Raw genomic sequence first — 16,586 nt, forward strand, 5'->3', positions numbered from 1 at the left:
GCTTGCCCTCCGTAGCCTTGGCGCAGGAGGGCTGAGCTAATTGCCCTGATTGAATCAAGACTCTAAAGATAAGAAGGATCTCAATTCTAAAAAACATTTTCTTTCGGGAATTTTGAATCTGTTTCATGATTGATATTCAAATTCCATCTATGCAGAATTTATGTTTTAAGCAATCTGCGTAACTCAGCGATTCATCTGCGAGAAACAAACATCGATGCCATAAAAATTTGCTCGCAGATTTCGCTGAGTTACGCAGAGATGCTTTGCAGTCACTCCTTTATCACTAATTAAACGTGATGGAAGGCGAATCGTTTAGTGTAACTGTGTTTGCCGTAACAGTCACAGTAATGGTCTCGGCCACTGTATTCGTTACGCTAACGGTGTAGGTTCCGGGTGTACCGGTTTCGGTTACGATACCGTCGGTAGTGGCGCTGCCATCGGGACTAATCGTGAAATCGCCTGAAGTTAGCCCCGTGATCGCATTGCCGTTGGCGTCCTGGAGCACGATAGTTAATGTGGAGCTGCCTCCAACTGTAAGTGTTGTCGGATCAGCTGTAACTGAAGAGACAGATGCACTCACCGCTCCCGGATTTACGTCAAACGCATTGGAGGTGCCCGTCACTCCGGTGCCCTGACCGGTGGCCGTGATCGTCTGACCGGTGCCCGACAGCGTCACGTCCACATCCAGGGTAACCGTACCACTTGTAAATGCTGCCGTTGTAGGGCTGATCGTCCCGGCCGTGGTGGTCAGGTCCGCGGTCTCCGCAAAGGAAGCGTCCAGGTTTCCAAAATCATCCAGCGCATTCAGCGTGATGGAAAACGGCGTGCCGGCGGTTTGCGGCGAAGCAATTGTCGCTATTTCAATTGCCGAGGCCGAAGCCGCCTGCACCGTAAACGGGCCGGAGATGACATCCGCCACGCCCACTGCATCCGCGTTAAAGGTGATTGTATATCCTGTGGCTGCTGCCTCTATCACCAGGTTTGTGAATTCCGCAATTCCGTCTGTACCGCTCGCTTCCAGTACCGTACTGGTTCCCGTAAAATCATTGCTGCTTAATGTCGCCGTTACATTCACTCCGTTTACCGCGTTCCCAAAAGAATCTTCAATAAGTACGGCCGGTGCCGGATTTATCGCAGTTCCCGCAGTAGTCAATGAAGGCTGCACGTTAACTGTCATAGAGGATGCCGCAGCTGCTGTTACGCTTACAGCTGCCGTTTCATTCGCCGTTACCCCATCCACGTCCACGGTCAGGGTATGAGTATCAGCCGTGGTCAGTGTAACGGGCACGCTGCCTGCACCAGCAGTGAATGTTACCACCGTATTGTGCACTTCGCCGTCAATGTCGCTGGTCACCGTAACGTTGATGCTTCCATCCAGAAGTACGCCATCTATGCCGCTCGCATCGCTGATTCCAAGATTAAATCCGGATCCGGCTGTCTGTCCACCGGGATCAGCAACCGTAAAGCCCGAGGCATCCGTGAAACTTCCTGTAGCCGTCGTGCTATTGCTGTTCACCTGTTCGGTGAAGGTAAATATTACACCCGACTGCACCGTCGAGGAAACCGCCGTAAAGGTTACCTGGCCATTTGCATCGGTATTTAATGTTGATCCGGATGGATAGGTAATCGCAGTTCCATCATCGCTTGCAATCACAGAAGCACCCGAAACTGGGTTCGCATTGGCATCCGCAACCGTCACCAGGTATTCAAGCTCACTGATTCCATCGGCTGCCGCGCTGCCCTGAACGGTCGACGCCGATACTGAGGCCGGAGCGCCCGCTACAAATTCCACATCCGCCGTACCCACCACTGCACCTGTCGCGTCAGTGCCAAGGTACCCGGTCACCGTAATCGTGTTGGCATCCACGGAGGTCAGCGTTGCTGTGGCGACACCATTTACATCCGTTGTCCAGGGACCCGTGCTCAGCGTACCGCCTGTTCCTGAGGTTAGTTCAAAAAAGACATCCTCACCCTCCAGCAGATTGTCTGACCCGTCACGCGCGGTGATGGTCAGTGTCGAAAGATCCGTCCCGTTAGCCGTCAATCCCGTTGCAGGATCCGCTCCAATCGTTGACTGAGTAGCATCCGCCGCTCCGGCCAGTACCGTCAGTCCAACTGTCGCATTATCGCTGGCTTCAACATTGCCGTCTGCATCGCTGATCGAACCGGTAATTACCACAGCTCCCGACTCATTAGCTGATCCGGTCACCACTGCTGTTGCCTGGCCCGAGGCATTGGTCAACGCAGATGCATCCACGGTCGCGCGCGTGATTTGATCACTTGAAAAACTTACCGCCACTCCCTCCACCGGATTCGCATTAGCATCCAGCACCGTAGCCGTTACACTCGTCGACCCATCCAGGGCAATTTCAGAATCGGCAATCGTCAGCGAACTGATTTGTGTGGCCGCGCCCGCTATAAACTCCACATCCGCCGTACCCAACACTGCGCCTGTATTATCGGATCCAAGATAACCGGTCACCGTAATCGTGTTGGCATCCACGGAGGTCAGCGTGGCTGTGGCGACACCATTTAGATCCGTTGTCCAGGGTCCTGCGCTCAGCGAACCACCGGTTCCTGAGGTTAGTTCAAAAAAGACATCCTCACCCTCCAGCAGATTGTCTGACCCGTCACGCGCGGTGATGGTCAGTGTCGAAAGATCCGTCCCGTTGGCCGTCAATCCCGTCGCAGGATCCGCTCCAATCGTTGACTGAGTAGCATCCGCCACGCCGGCCTGGAATTCAATAATGGGTGTATTTTCCAATACAACACCATCGGCGGTTATCGTCACCGTAACTGACTCGACCGTACTATTGGTTACATCAACCGTATAGGTGCCGCTTGTTCCGATTTCAGACACAGTTCCCGGCGATGCTGAGGTAAGCCCCAAATCAACGGTAAAATCGGTATTGATTAATCCGGAAATGGGGTTGCCATTGGCATCCTGTACCGCGATCGTAACGGTTGAAGCATCCGACCCGTCAGCCGTATGCGGCGAGGTCGCCGTAACCGATGAACCCGATGCGCTCACCGCACCCGGGTTCACATCAAAGTTGTTCGAGGTGCCGGTGATCGCCCCGTCGGTCGCGGTAATCGTCTGGCCGGTTCCTGCACCGCTCACATCCACGCTCAGGCTTGCCACTCCCGCTGTAAACGTTGCCAACGCCGGCGTGATGGTTCCCGCCGTAGTGGTCAGCGTGGCCGTTCCGTTGTATGCATCAGCCGTATTGCTGCCGGCGTCCAGCGCTGTAATCGTAATTCCAAAATCCGCACCGGCCGTTTGCGGGGATGTTATCGTATCAAAAGAGAAGGATGCTGCGGTTCCCGCACTCACCGTACTCGTATACGGACTGCCCGAGATACCGGTCGTGTTCAGTGTAATGGTAATCTCATCATCACCGGCAGCTGACGGTGTGTAGCCGGCTGAGTAGCTTCCTCCGCCGTCATCGCTGAATGCACTCACCGTTGCGCCCGCATTGGGTCCGCCGCTCACCGAAGCTGCCAGATTTGCCGCCTCACCGGTCACTGCGTTTCCAAAGGCATCCGCAACGTTCACCGTGATGGTAGTTGGCGCTCCCGCCGTGCCGGCCGGTACCGTCGCGGTGGTTGAGGCCGGATCAGCTGCTGCCGGGTTTACATCAAACGTGTTCGACGTTTCGGTTATGGCGCCGTCGGTGACGGTCAGGGCTTGTCCGCTGCCTGACTGTGTGATCGTTACACTCTCTGTAGCTTCACCGTTTACAAATGAAAGTGATGTAGGTGCGATGTCACCGACTGTATTTCCAAGAACAGCGGTTGCATTGTAGCCGCTCACGGTATTGTTGCCGCTATCCACAGCACGTACATTAATGCCGAAGTTTGCTCCTGCCGTTTGAGGAGTTGGAATTGTTCCTATCTCAAAACCCGATAACGTACCCGCTGTCGCATCAGCCGTAAACGTGACGGTTTCGGTGCTCCAGGATGCATCCACGCTGTAGGTTCCGGTTTTATCGCCCAGTGTCATAGTGGTGGATGCCTGACCGTTCGGATCTGTAAGAACAGCCGTTGCACTCAGTGACTGACCGACGGCATCAACGGGAGTACCCGAAATACTGAAACCAACCGACTCACCTTCCACCGGATTGCCGAAGGCATCGTTTACCTGTACGATGAACGGTTGGGCAAGCGTCTGACTGATTTCCGCACTTTGGCCGGTCCCCGATACCGCGGTCAATGCAGAAGCTGTACCCGCACTCACAACAGTTGAATAGGGACTTCCGCTGATAGCCACTGCATTAAGCGTAATGGCAATATCGTCCGTGCCTGACGCAGTCGGTGTATAGCTGCTGCTGTACACGCCGCTGCCTTCAGCCACTACAGGGGCAAACACCGCGCCTGTATTCGGGCCGGTGCCAATACTGAGTGCAAGATCACCCTCTGCCCCGTTCACCGGATTGCCAAACGCATCCTGAACGGTGATGGAAATGGCTGTCAGCTCACCTGCTGTTCCATTAGCGGGAACGGAGGCTGTTGTTTGAGCTGGATCGGATGCAGCTGCGGTCACGTCAAATGTGGAAGAAACCGCATTGACTGCAACGCCCACTGCACTAAACTCGAGATTGTAGGAGCCTGTTTGTGTAAAAACGAGGTCAGAAAAACTTGCGATTCCGTCCGGCCCTGTCGAAACGGTAAATGTTCCGCTGCTGAACGATGCGCCGCCCTGTTCGCTCACAGTTACCTCAATTCCTTCTACGGGATTGTTCAGATCGTCATCCACGCGTACGGCCGGCGGACCGGAGATCGTTTGCCCCGCCACAGTGGTGCCGGGCTGTTGCGTGATCACGACAGCATCTGCGTCGCTGGTTGAAACCGTACTTGTAAACGGACTTCCCTGAATCTGGACGCCACCCGCCGTGATCGTGATCTGATCATCACCGGTTACGGTAGGCGTATAGCTTGTAGTATAAACACCGTTTCCTGTCTCAGCAACAGCAGTGAATGACGCTCCTGCATTTGGGCCTGAAGTAACTGATGCGGCAAGATCAGCGGAAGCTCCTTCAACACGGTTTCCGAATGCATCCTCAACGGTAATGGTGATATTGGTAGCATCACCAGCCGATCCGTTCGGAACGGAAGCAGTTGTGGATGCAGGATCCGGGTCTGCAGGAGAAACGGTAAAGGCATTCGATGTAGCGGCTTCGGTGGCAGCAGAGAAAACCAGGTTGTACTGTCCCTCGGGACCCAGCACCAGGTTGCTGAACTGCACTTCACCATTCAGATCGGTCAGCAGCGTCAAATCTCCCGACACAAATGCCTGTCCGCCCTGCTCAGTAACCGATACACTTACGTTGGGAACACGATTGTTGAACTGGTCCGTCAGGCGAACAGTGGGCGGTCCGGGGATGGCCTGACCCGCTATCGCACTACCCGGTTGAGTCGTAATCACGATCAGATCCACCGCGCCGGCCTCAAATGTAATATCAGGCTGATCTTGCAGCAGTACGCCACTTGCCGTGACCGTTACAGTAACTGTCTCCGCTGTGGTGTTGTTTACCGTGAATATGTAGGTTCCGTCGGTGGCGGTTTCGGTAACCGAACCTTCTGATCCGGAGCCAGTTACACCAAGTGAAAAATCTGTGTTTGTCAGCCCGCCAATCGGATTGTTGCTACCATCGCGCAGTTCAACGGTTACCGTGGAGCTGTTTCCTGCCTGAAGCGTCAGCGGATTGGCGGTCACTGATGAATTAACCGCACTGATATCGCTGGTTGTGACGTTGCTCGTATAGGGACTGCCGGATATGGCTATGCTGTTCAGCGTTATGGCAACATTATCGGAACCTGCTACCGTTGGTGTATAGCTTGCCGTATATTCGCCCGCCGTTCCGGTTTCACTGACGGTTGGTGTGGCACTGTTATCGCCTGTTACCTCTACTGAAAGATTTCCGGCTTCACCGCTTACCGGATTATTAAATGCATCCAGAACCGTGATGGTAATCGTAGTCGGGTTGCCCGCAGTTCCGTCAGGGACGACAGCCGTGGTGTTGGCCGGATCGGCTGCCGCGGTGCTGACATCGGTTGAATAGGGGCTTCCGCTGATGACGCTACTGCCCAAAGTGATGCTCACCTCATCCGTACCCGATGCGGTTGGTGTATAGCTTGCCGAATAGGTCCCTGCCCCGTCATCGCTAAAGGCACTGACCGTTGCTCCCGCGTTGGGTCCGCCGCTGATCGTTGCAGCAAGATTCGCTGCCTCACCCGTTACCGGATTACCAAAGGCATCTTCAACGTTTACCGTGATTGCTGTTGACTGACCCGCCGTACCGGCCGGTACCGTTGCCGTCGTTGAGGCCGCATCGGCCGGTGCTGCGTTTACATTAAATGCGTTTGAGGTTCGATTGGTTACGCCCGCAGAAGCAAAAACCAGGTTGTAGCTTCCCGCTGTACTGATTGCGATGTTATCAAAGATGGCAAATCCGTCAGCATTTGTATTTACGGATGATACACTGCCGGCCACAAATGGTGTGCCTCCCTGCACGGTTACAGTGACGCCGGCACCGGGCACCGGATTGCCCAATGCATCGGTAATCCTAACCGCGGGCGGACCCGCAATCGCTTCACCGGCTGTGGAAGCTCCGGGTTCGGTCGTGATCAGCATCAGATCCGGATCAGCAGCGGTGAAGGTGATATCAGGCTGATCCAGCAGTAACACGCCATCCGCAGTTACGGTAACAGTCACTGTCTCGGCCGTATTGTTATTAACAGTGAATGTGTAGGTTCCCGCTGTGCCGGTTTCGGATACGGTGCCTGCTGTGGCATCACCGCTTGCTGCAATCGTGAAGTCCGTTACACCCCCAATTGGATTGTTGCTGCCATCTCGGAGCTCGATAGTTACCGTGGAGGGGGTTCCGGCCTGAAGTGTCACCGGATTGGCCGTCACGGTTGACTGATCCGCGCTCACTCCGCCCGTCTGCACATCAAACGCATTGGATACTCCGGAAATGGCACCGTCAGTGGCGGTAATGGTTTGATCCGTACCGGCTTCACTCACAGAGAGATCCAGCGTAATTTGTCCGTCCGAAAAGGCCGGTGTGGTATTGGGCGCCACCGTTCCCGCCGTGGTTGTAAGCGTTGCAGTTCCGGTGTATCCGCTGGCCGTATTAGTAAATGCATCCTGAGCTGTGATGGTCACGCTGAATGGTGAGCCGGCCGTCTGTGGCGTGGCAATGGTGCTGAACTCAAAACTGTTGGCCGCACCTGCCTCTGCAGTTGCAGTAAATGTTTGAATTCCTGCACCGCCTGCATCCGCATCAACCGTATAGACGCCGGACAGATCACCCAGTGTAAGCAGTGTCGATACGGAACCCGAAGCGTCCGTTACCGCATCGGTAACAGAAAGGGCCTGACCCGATGCACCGGCCGGTACGGTATTGAATGAAAAAGCGACATTTTGTCCCCCTACCGGATTGCCAAACGCATCGGTCACTTCAACTGAGAGGGGTACCGCCAGCTGGGTCGCCACGGTACCGCTTTGGTTATTTCCTGATAAGATAGTTGACGCGGATGCCGTTGCTGCCACCACATCAAAGAGATCACTTACCGCATTATCGGTAACTCCCACCGCATTAAATGTAAGCGAGTACGATCCTGCCGGGTTGACCACCAGGTCACTGAACTGTGCCACACCGCTGCTGTTTGTAAACTGTTGAACCGTACCCGATGCAAATGCCTGTCCGCTAGTCTCGGTCACGTTCACCTCTACGTTCTGAACCGGATTCCCCAGATCATCGGTAACCGTCACAGACGGGGGCCCTGAGATTGCTGCTCCTGCCGTGGTCTGCAGGGGTTGTTGCGTTATCGCCACATTTTCAGCATTGCTTGTAATCACGGTGCTTGTGTACGGACTTCCGCTGATCGCCGAACCGCCAAGCGTGATAGAGAGCTGATCGTCACCGGTGCTTACCGGAGTATAACTGGTCGTATAAATTCCGTTGCCGCTTTCGGTAATCGGTGCCACTGTTGCACCCGCATTGGCACCGCTCACGGATACGCTCAGGCTTCCTGCGATCCCTGTAACACGGTTGCCGAAAGTATCTTCAGCGGTGATGGTGATCGTTGTCGGATCACCGGCTGATCCGCCCGGAACCGATGCGGTGGTTTGAGCAGGGGACGCTGCGGCTGGAATCACATTGAACGCTGCGGAGGTCCCAATCTGGCCTGATGCCGTAAAGACCAGGTTATAGCTTCCTGCCTCATTAATCACCAGATCCGTGAATGACGCTTCGCCTGAAGCATTGGATGCCCGCGTAAGCGTGCCTGCTGCAAAAGTCTGGCCGCTTTGCTCGGAAACGGTAATGTCGACACCCGGTACCCTGTTGCCAAATTCATCAATCAGGCGAACCAGCGGAGGACCTGCAATGGATTGACCCGCTACGGACTCCCCTGGCTGGGTCTGGATGCCGGTGATTGAAACGTCTCCGGCTTCAAATGTAATTTGCGGTGTATCATTCAGGGTTACGCCGGATGCGGTAACCGTGACCGTAACAGCCTGGGCTGTTTGATTCTGTACGGTAAATTGATATGTACCGGTTGTGGTTTCACTGACGCTGCCTGCCGTCGCCGCACCGGTTACGTTAATGGAAAAATCTGTGTTTGTGAGCCCACCAATAAGATTGTTGCTGCCGTCCCGCACCAGTACGGTTACCGTTGAACTGCTGCCAACCTGCAGCGTTGACGGATTGGGAGTTACCGTTGAATTTGATGCGCTGATATCGCTGGTTGTCACCTGGCTGGTGAACGGACTGCCGCTGACCGGACTGCCGCTCAGAGTGATGGCGATGTTATCCGTTCCGGCTACCGTTGGTGTGTAGCTGGTGGTGTAAACGCCCGGTGTTCCGCTTTCTGTCACTGCCGGCGACGCACTGTTGGAGCCGCTCACCGATACGGACAGGTTACCTGCCTGGCCTATGACCGGGTTGTTAAACTGATCCAGTACCGTAATGGAGATATTTGTCGGGTTGCCCGCGGTTCCATCCGGCACCGTTGCAGTGGTGTTGGAGGCAACAGGTGTATCTGCATTTATTGTGAATGAAGAGGAGGTTTCATCCGCCACACCCGCTGCATCCGCGTTAAACAGAAGCGTGTAGGTGCCTGCGGATTGAATAATCAGATCATCGAAAAGAACTGTTCCGCCTGCATCAGTCACTCCGCTCAGGGTACCTGAACTGAATGATCCGCCCTGCAGTGATACCGTTACCCCGATGCCCTGAACCGGATTTCCGCCTGCATCGTCCACCCGTACTTCCGGAGCCGGTGTAATGATATTTCCTGCTGTTGTGTTAACGGGCTGCTGCGTAATAACCAGGTCCGTCGCGGAACCAATTTCGGCTGCAGCACTGAACGTGACCGATCCGATGGCACCGCCGTCCGCGTCAACGGTGTATGTGCCGGCTTTGTCACCCAGTGTGAACAGTACGGACGCTTCACCGGTTGATCCGGTTAAAACACTGCTACTGCTCAGAGACTGTCCCGCAGCACCGGCCGGGGTCTGGTCAATTGCATAATTGACGGCATATCCTGATACCGGGTTGTTGAATGCATCCGATACCCTCACAGTAAGCGGGTTGGCCAGCTGGGTGGATATTTCGCCCGTCTGGTTATTTCCGGAGACAAGCTCTATCACGGAAGCGGCCGCCGCTGTAAAGGTAACGGAAGGTGAATCAGTCAGCGGTACTCCGGACACTGTGACGGCAACACTAACGGTTTCTGCCGTTTCATTTGTAATGGTTGTTTCATACGTACCGGCTGTTGCTGTTTCGGTAACGGTTCCCGCTAAGGCTGAACCGGTAAGGCCAATCGTAAAGGCACTGTTCTGAAGACCGCTCACAGGATTTCCGATCGCATCCTGAAGTACAATCGTAAGCACCGAACTGCCACCGGCCTGCAGTGATATCGGGTTGGCCGTTACGGACGAGTTACCGGCATCGATGCCGCCGGTTTCGACGTCAAAAGTGTTGGATGTGCCGGTAATGGTGCCATCCTGAGCTGAGATGGTCTGCGCACTTCCTGCCTGCGTCACCTCTGCATTCAGTACGGCCTGTCCTCCTGTAAACCCTGCCGAGGCCGGTGTTATGGTTCCCGCCGTTGTGCTTAGTGCTGCGGTACCATTGTATCCTGAAGCTGCGTTATTCTGCGCATCAAACGCCTGAATGGTAATTCCGAACGGCTGGCCTGCAGTCTGCGGTGATGAAATTGTTCCGAATTCGAACCGGTCTGCAGCACCTGCTGCCGCTGTAGCATTGAACTGTACGCTTGTCAGGCCTGTGGCAGATGCAATAACCGAGTAACTGCCTGCAACGCTTCCCAACGTTAATAGAGTGGAAGCCTCGCCTGCTGCATTCGTCTGAACCGTTGTTGCAGAAAGTGACGTGCCGGCAGCGCCTGACGGTTCCGAATTGACTGCAAAATCGACCGAAACCGACTCAACCGGATTTCCGAATCCATCCGAAACGCGTACGGTAAACGGATCTGTAAGCGTCTCGGTAACGGTACCCGTCTGATTGTTGCCGGATACCAGGTTCATGGCCGCGGGAGCAGAAGGAACAACATCAAAAGGCTGCGAGACAGCGTTATCCGTTGCACCGATTGCGTTGAATTCAAGCGTATAGCTGCCCGCATCATCAATCACCAGATCATCAAATATCGCAACTCCGCTTGAATTTGTACTCTGTGAAACGGTTCCCGAGCTGAATTCACCGGTCTGTACCGAAACCGTAACCTCTACACCCTGAACCGGATTGTCGAAACTGTCCGTAACAAGCACCGAAGGCGGCCCTCCAATTGGCGCACCTGCTGTTGTCTGCAGCGGCTGCTGGGTTATGGCCACATTTTCTGCATCACTGGTGATGACCGTACTTGTGTACGGGCTTCCGCTGATTGCCGCACCCCCAAGCGTGATAGCTATCTGATCATCTCCCGTGGATGCCGGGGTGTAACCGGTTGTATAAATCCCGTTTCCGCTTTCGATAATTGCCGTAACGGCGGCACCCGCATTTGCGCCGCTTACGCTAACAGCCAGGTCTGCCGCAACGCCTTCCACACGATTTCCGAATGCATCCTCAACCGTTATCGTGATCGAGGTAATGTCACCGGCCGCACCGTTTGGTACATTGGCTATTGTTGAGGCGGGATCCGCAGGAGCAGCAATCACATCAAATGCATTGGATGTTGCCACCAGGCCTGCAGCAGAGGTGAATACCAGATTGTAAGTACCCGTTTCAGTAATCACTGCATCACTGAACGCTGCAGTACCCGCCGTGTTCGTCTGAATTACAAGCGTACCGCTGATGGATGAATGGCCGCTCTGTTCAGACAGCGTAACCTCAATGCCCGGAACAGGGTTGTTGAAGGTATCACGAAGAAGAATAGAGGGTGTTCCTTCAACAGGCTGACCGGCCACGGACTGCTGAGGCTGGGAGGTAATGGTAATCTGGGTCGGTGCTCCCGCGTTAAATGTAATAACCGGTGTATCATCCAGACTGACACCATTCGCCGATACCGATACGCTAACCTGCTCAGCAGTAGTGTTGTTTACGTTGAATTCATATACGCCCGGCGTGGTTTCAGACAATGATCCTGCCGAGGCATCGCCGGATACGGAAACCGTGAAATCACCGGCCGACAATCCGCCAATCAGGTTGCCGCTGCCGTCACGAAGCTCTACGGTAACGGTTGAGCTGCTTCCCACCGTTACACTTGCAGGGTTTGCGCTAACCGCTGAGTTCGACGGACTGATATCGCTTGTCGTCACATCACTGGTAAACGGGCTGCCCGGCAAAGCGGCACCTGATAGTGTAATGTCTATATTGTCGGTACCTGATGCGGTTGGTGTATAGCTTGTGGTATATTCACCCGTGTTTGCTGTTTCAGATGCGGCCGGAGAAGCGCTGTTGGCCCCGGTTATATCAATTCCGATATTGGCCGCCTCGCCGCCTGCCGGATTGCCGAATGCATCAAACAGTTCCACTGTAATTACGGTTTCAGAACCGGCCACGCCGGATGCCGGTACAGTTGCCGATGAGCTTGCTGCATCCGCAGCAGCTGCCGTTATGTCGAACGAACCCGATGTTACATCAGGCGCACTGCCGCTGTCTTCGGAGAAGATCAAGCTGTATGTTCCGGCCGTCTCAATAACCAAATCATTGAACTGTACGATACCTGAAACATCAGATGCAGCTGATAGCGTCCCGGAATCAAATGAATATCCGCCCTGCTCTGCAACGGTTATAGTCACTCCCTCCAGCAGGTTGCCTCCGGCATCCCGCACTTCAACCTGCGGCGCCGGGGCAAGCGTTTCACCTGCTGTTGCAGCACCCGGCTCCTGGAGCAGAGTCAGACTTGATGGCACTCCCAGTTCAGCCTGGGCCGTAAAGACCACGTCGCTTGTTAAACCGGCAGACGCGGTCACCTCATACGATCCCGGTGTGCTGCCCAGGGTCAGGATTGTGGAAGCCAGTCCGTCAGGGCCCGTAACCACCGACTCTGCAGACAGGCTCTGTCCCAGGGCTCCCGGTGGACTCTGTGAAATGGCAAACGAAACCGTACGGCCGGAAACCGGGTTACCAAACTCATCCGATACTGCTGCCACAAATGGCGCAGCAAGTTCCTGTGTTACGGTACCTGTCTGATTGTTCCCGCTCGCTATTGTAATTTCATTCGCATTACCCGCCAGGAACGTAATTTGCGGATTTTGAGAAAGAGTCACCGCATCTGCTCTTACAGAAAGGGTGATGGTTTCAGCAACCGTGCTCGTGACGGTAAAGGTATACTCACCCGCATTGGCAGTTTCAGAAATAGCACCCGCAGACGCATTGCCCAGGCCTGATACCTGAATATTATTCTCGATTCCGCTTACCGGATTGTTCTGGCTGTCGCGCAGCGAAACGGTAACCGTTGAGCTGCCTCCCACCACAAGTTCAGTCGGGTCTGCTGATACACTGGAATTTACAGAACTGACGGAGCTGGTGATAACTGTGCTGGTAAAGGGGCTTCCGGCAATTTCAGTGCCGTTCAGGGTGATGGATATATCATCCGTTCCGGCTGATACCGGAGTATAAGAGGATGTGTAGAGACCGTTACCCTGATCCGTAACCGATGTGAAGGACGCCCCTGTATTTCCGGAAATCACCTCAAGAGCGATAAGCGATGCCGCACCTTCTACAGGGTTGCCGAAAGCATCGGATACCGTAATGTCGATAGCGGTTGATTCGCCTGCTGCGCCGTCTGGTACCGTTGCACTGCTGTTGGCCGGATTGCCGGCTGCAGCCGTCACAGTAAAAGCGGAGGATGTCAATTGCGGGAGGGCCGTATCATCCGCAGTAAACGTAATCTGATATCCTTCGGATGCAGTTTCAATGGTAAGATTTTCAAAAGCCGCAATCCCGTTCTGATCTGTAACGGACTGCAGCGTACTGCCCGGCGTAAAATCATTCTGGTTCAGGGTAGCCGTAATGTTCTCACCCTGTACAGGATCACCGAATCCATCAATGAGTGTTACAGCAGGAGCCGGAGCTACTGCGGTTCCCGCAACGGTTTCACCCGGTTGTGTGGTTATGGTAAACTGCGGCGATCCTTCCTCTTCAAATTCTGCCGTTACAGCCTTATTGCTGTCCATGATCAGCGTGGCGGGATTATCCGTCGTGTTCAGGTCGCCCGACCATCGGCCGAATCTCCATCCTGTATCCGGTGTAGCCGTCAGGCTTACCTCGGTTCCGTCAGGATAGGAAACAAGGTCAGGGTCGGCTGATACAATCCCCTGACCGCTCACTGAAAGAGTAAGGTCAAACTCCTCAGACTGTTCCTGAACAAAAACGGCTGTGATATTCTTGTCCGTATCGGCAACAACATCCACAGGGTTTTCGCTGCCGGTCAGATCTCCCTCCCAGCGGTTAAACTCCCAGCCGGTTTCCGGCTGTGCGGTGAGCCGGTAGGTGGCCACAACCTGCTCCATCATGGTACCTGTAAATTCCTGAACAACCCTGTTTCCGCTCGTTTGAACGGTTCCCGGGCTGGGCGGACTAAGCCTTCCGGGGCCTGAAACAGAAGCACCTTCAAGATCTTCCCTGTTTCCTGTAATATCCCTTTCACCGGTATCCTGAACACTTTCAGGCGGTGCATTGTCACCTGAGGTACCGTTCTGACCGGCAGTATCCGGTGGTGCGCTAAGCTGCTGTGAACCGGTTGTTTCAGTACTTACCACATCCTGAATCACTTCGCCCTCACCCACAATCGTAATATTCAGCTGTCCCTGCAGTTCAGCAAAAAGGGCTGTAATGCTGAGGTTCCTGCGGATAAAAAGCTCTGCGGGGTTCTGGGTGCCTGTAAAGTCACCCTGCCACTCTTCAAAAAGAAATCCATCGGAAGGTTCTGCGCGCAGTATGATGCGTGAACCGTCAACGAATTCACCGCCGGAGGGTGTCACCGTGCCGCTATTTTCCGGACTTACATTTGTGGTTAGCGTATAATTTTCCGGAAGGGAATCGTCGAAAGGAGTAGTGGATGTATCACAACTAAAGGTGAACACCGCGATCACTATAGCGATTCCGTATAAAAGTCTGCGCATCTCTGGCCCCTTGTACCTCTTCTTAACTTAGCAATCAGCTCATCCCGTTTTCTCTGTTTACGGGATAATTCCAACCATTTTTGAGGGATCTTCTATATAGCAATTTGGTGAACGCTTTCTGATTAGTTTCCTCTAATACAAAAGACTTATCCACAATTCACAACCTCTGTAATATGCCTCAAAACCATATCGTACAGTTTAATTTCAATCTGCTTTGAAACAGTCCCCGTTTGAAACTCCCTCTGTCTTATTCCATATCCTTCAATGAAAGCTGAATTCCTGTTTCAACATCATTATGCCCATGGTAATATTCCACATTTCGCAATTTTTTTTGTATATAGTATAGATAGGTTAACACTGTTAAGCAGTCTTAATAACCCAATAATCAATGATTATACAGGATGAGTGAATCCTCAAAGAACCGTGAAGCTGTATTCATAGACGGAGGCAGAACGCCTTTTCTGAGATCTCAGACAGAGTTTAAAAAATTGACATCCTTTGACCTGGGGCGTATCGCCGTATCGGGCCTGATCAGCAAATCCATGCTCGAGGAGGAGCTTGTGGATCATATCTGGTACGGCAATGTGATACAGGATATCAACACCAGCAATGTGGCCAGGGAGATCTCCATAGCGGCAGGCCTGCCCGATAGCATTCCCGCCACAACGGTATCGATGGCCTGCATATCATCCAATGTGGCGCTTACGTCCGCTGTCAACGCTATTGCAACCGGAAATATTCACTGTTCCATTGTAGGCGGTGTGGAGGTAATGAGCGATATTCCGATCCGGTTCAGAAAGAGATTCCGGCAGAAGCTGCTGGAATCACAAAAGTATCGCAGCTTTTCCGATTGGCTCGGTTTTTTCAAGGGGCTGCGGCCGTCCGACCTTCTGCCTGAGATACCTTCCATTTCGGAATACTCAACCGGTGAAACAATGGGACAGAGCTGTGACAAAATGGCTGCCAAGTTCGGCGTTACCCGTGAAGAACAGGATGCCTTTGCGCTCCGATCTCATCTGAGGGCCGCGAAGGCGACCGACGGGGGTCAGATTGAAAAGGAAATTATCCCGGTGTCGGTTCATAACGGCAACAAGGTGGTTCAGAAAGACAATGGCGTGCGCGGCGACAGTACAATGGAGAAGCTCTCCTCCCTTCGTCCGGCCTTTGTGAAACCGCACGGCACCGTAACGGCAGGAAACGCATCCTTTCTGACCGACGGCGCCTCCGCGGCCCTGGTAATGGAAAAAGAGTTCGCCCTGAGCCATGGGTACACCCCCAAAGCAGTCATCCGAAACTATAAATACGTAGCACGCCGGCCGGATGACGAACTGCTGATTGGACCTGCTCTCGCGGTCCCCCAGGTTCTGGATGAGATGAATCTCAGCATGGAAGATGTCGATGTATTTGAGTTCCATGAGGCGTTTGCAGGCCAGATGGTTACGGTACTTAAAGCCCTGGCGAGTGATGATTTTGCAAAAAACCGGCTCGGCCGTGAGCGTGCAGCGGGTGATGTACCCATGGATAAGCTGAATGTGTATGGCGGATCCCTCTCCATCGGGCACCCTTTTGCCGCAACCGGAATCCGCCTTGTAACCACGGCAGCCAACCGTCTGATCGATGAAGGCGGACGCTACGCCCTCATTGCCGCCTGTGCCGCCGGAGGCCAGGGCCATGCAATGGTGATTGAGAGGTTTAGTAGTGAGTAGTGAGAATTACTCCCCTCTGGAGAGGGGACAGATCGATGAGCGCTTAGCGAGTCGGTCAGGGGTGTGTTCCCGACCGCTGATCAGGTTTGTGAGTTCGAATATGTTTTCGAGCTCAGCTGAACACACCCCACGCATCCCCTCTGGAGAGGGGACAGAGTTAATAAAAGAACGCAAAAGCGTTGCTTTTAAAACTCAGGGGTGTGTACAGGGCCCCGATGGTGCTTTGGCTTTCGCGTACGTATTCAAAAGCAAGAACACACTCTTAAGCCCCCTCCGGAGAGGGG

At 53.9% G+C, this 16,586-nt stretch carries 2 protein-coding genes; one reads left to right on the forward strand and one right to left on the reverse strand.

The features are described 5' to 3' along the window. Positions 1-283: 283 nt before the first annotated feature. Positions 284-14,596, reverse strand: coding sequence for a beta strand repeat-containing protein (locus DDZ15_RS02180; protein ID WP_109644381.1), 14,313 nt, complete (start codon positions 14,594-14,596; stop codon positions 284-286). A 401-nt stretch (positions 14,597-14,997) separates the two neighbouring features. Between DDZ15_RS02180 and DDZ15_RS02185 the strand changes: the two genes are divergently transcribed. Further along, a complete protein-coding gene (locus tag DDZ15_RS02185) occupies positions 14,998-16,302 on the forward strand; it encodes an acetyl-CoA C-acyltransferase (protein WP_109644383.1) in 1,305 nt (434 codons plus the stop codon). Positions 16,303-16,586: the final 284 nt, after the last annotated feature.

The organism is Rhodohalobacter mucosus (assembly GCF_003150675.1).
GTDB classification, from domain to species: domain Bacteria; phylum Bacteroidota; class Rhodothermia; order Balneolales; family Balneolaceae; genus Rhodohalobacter; species Rhodohalobacter mucosus.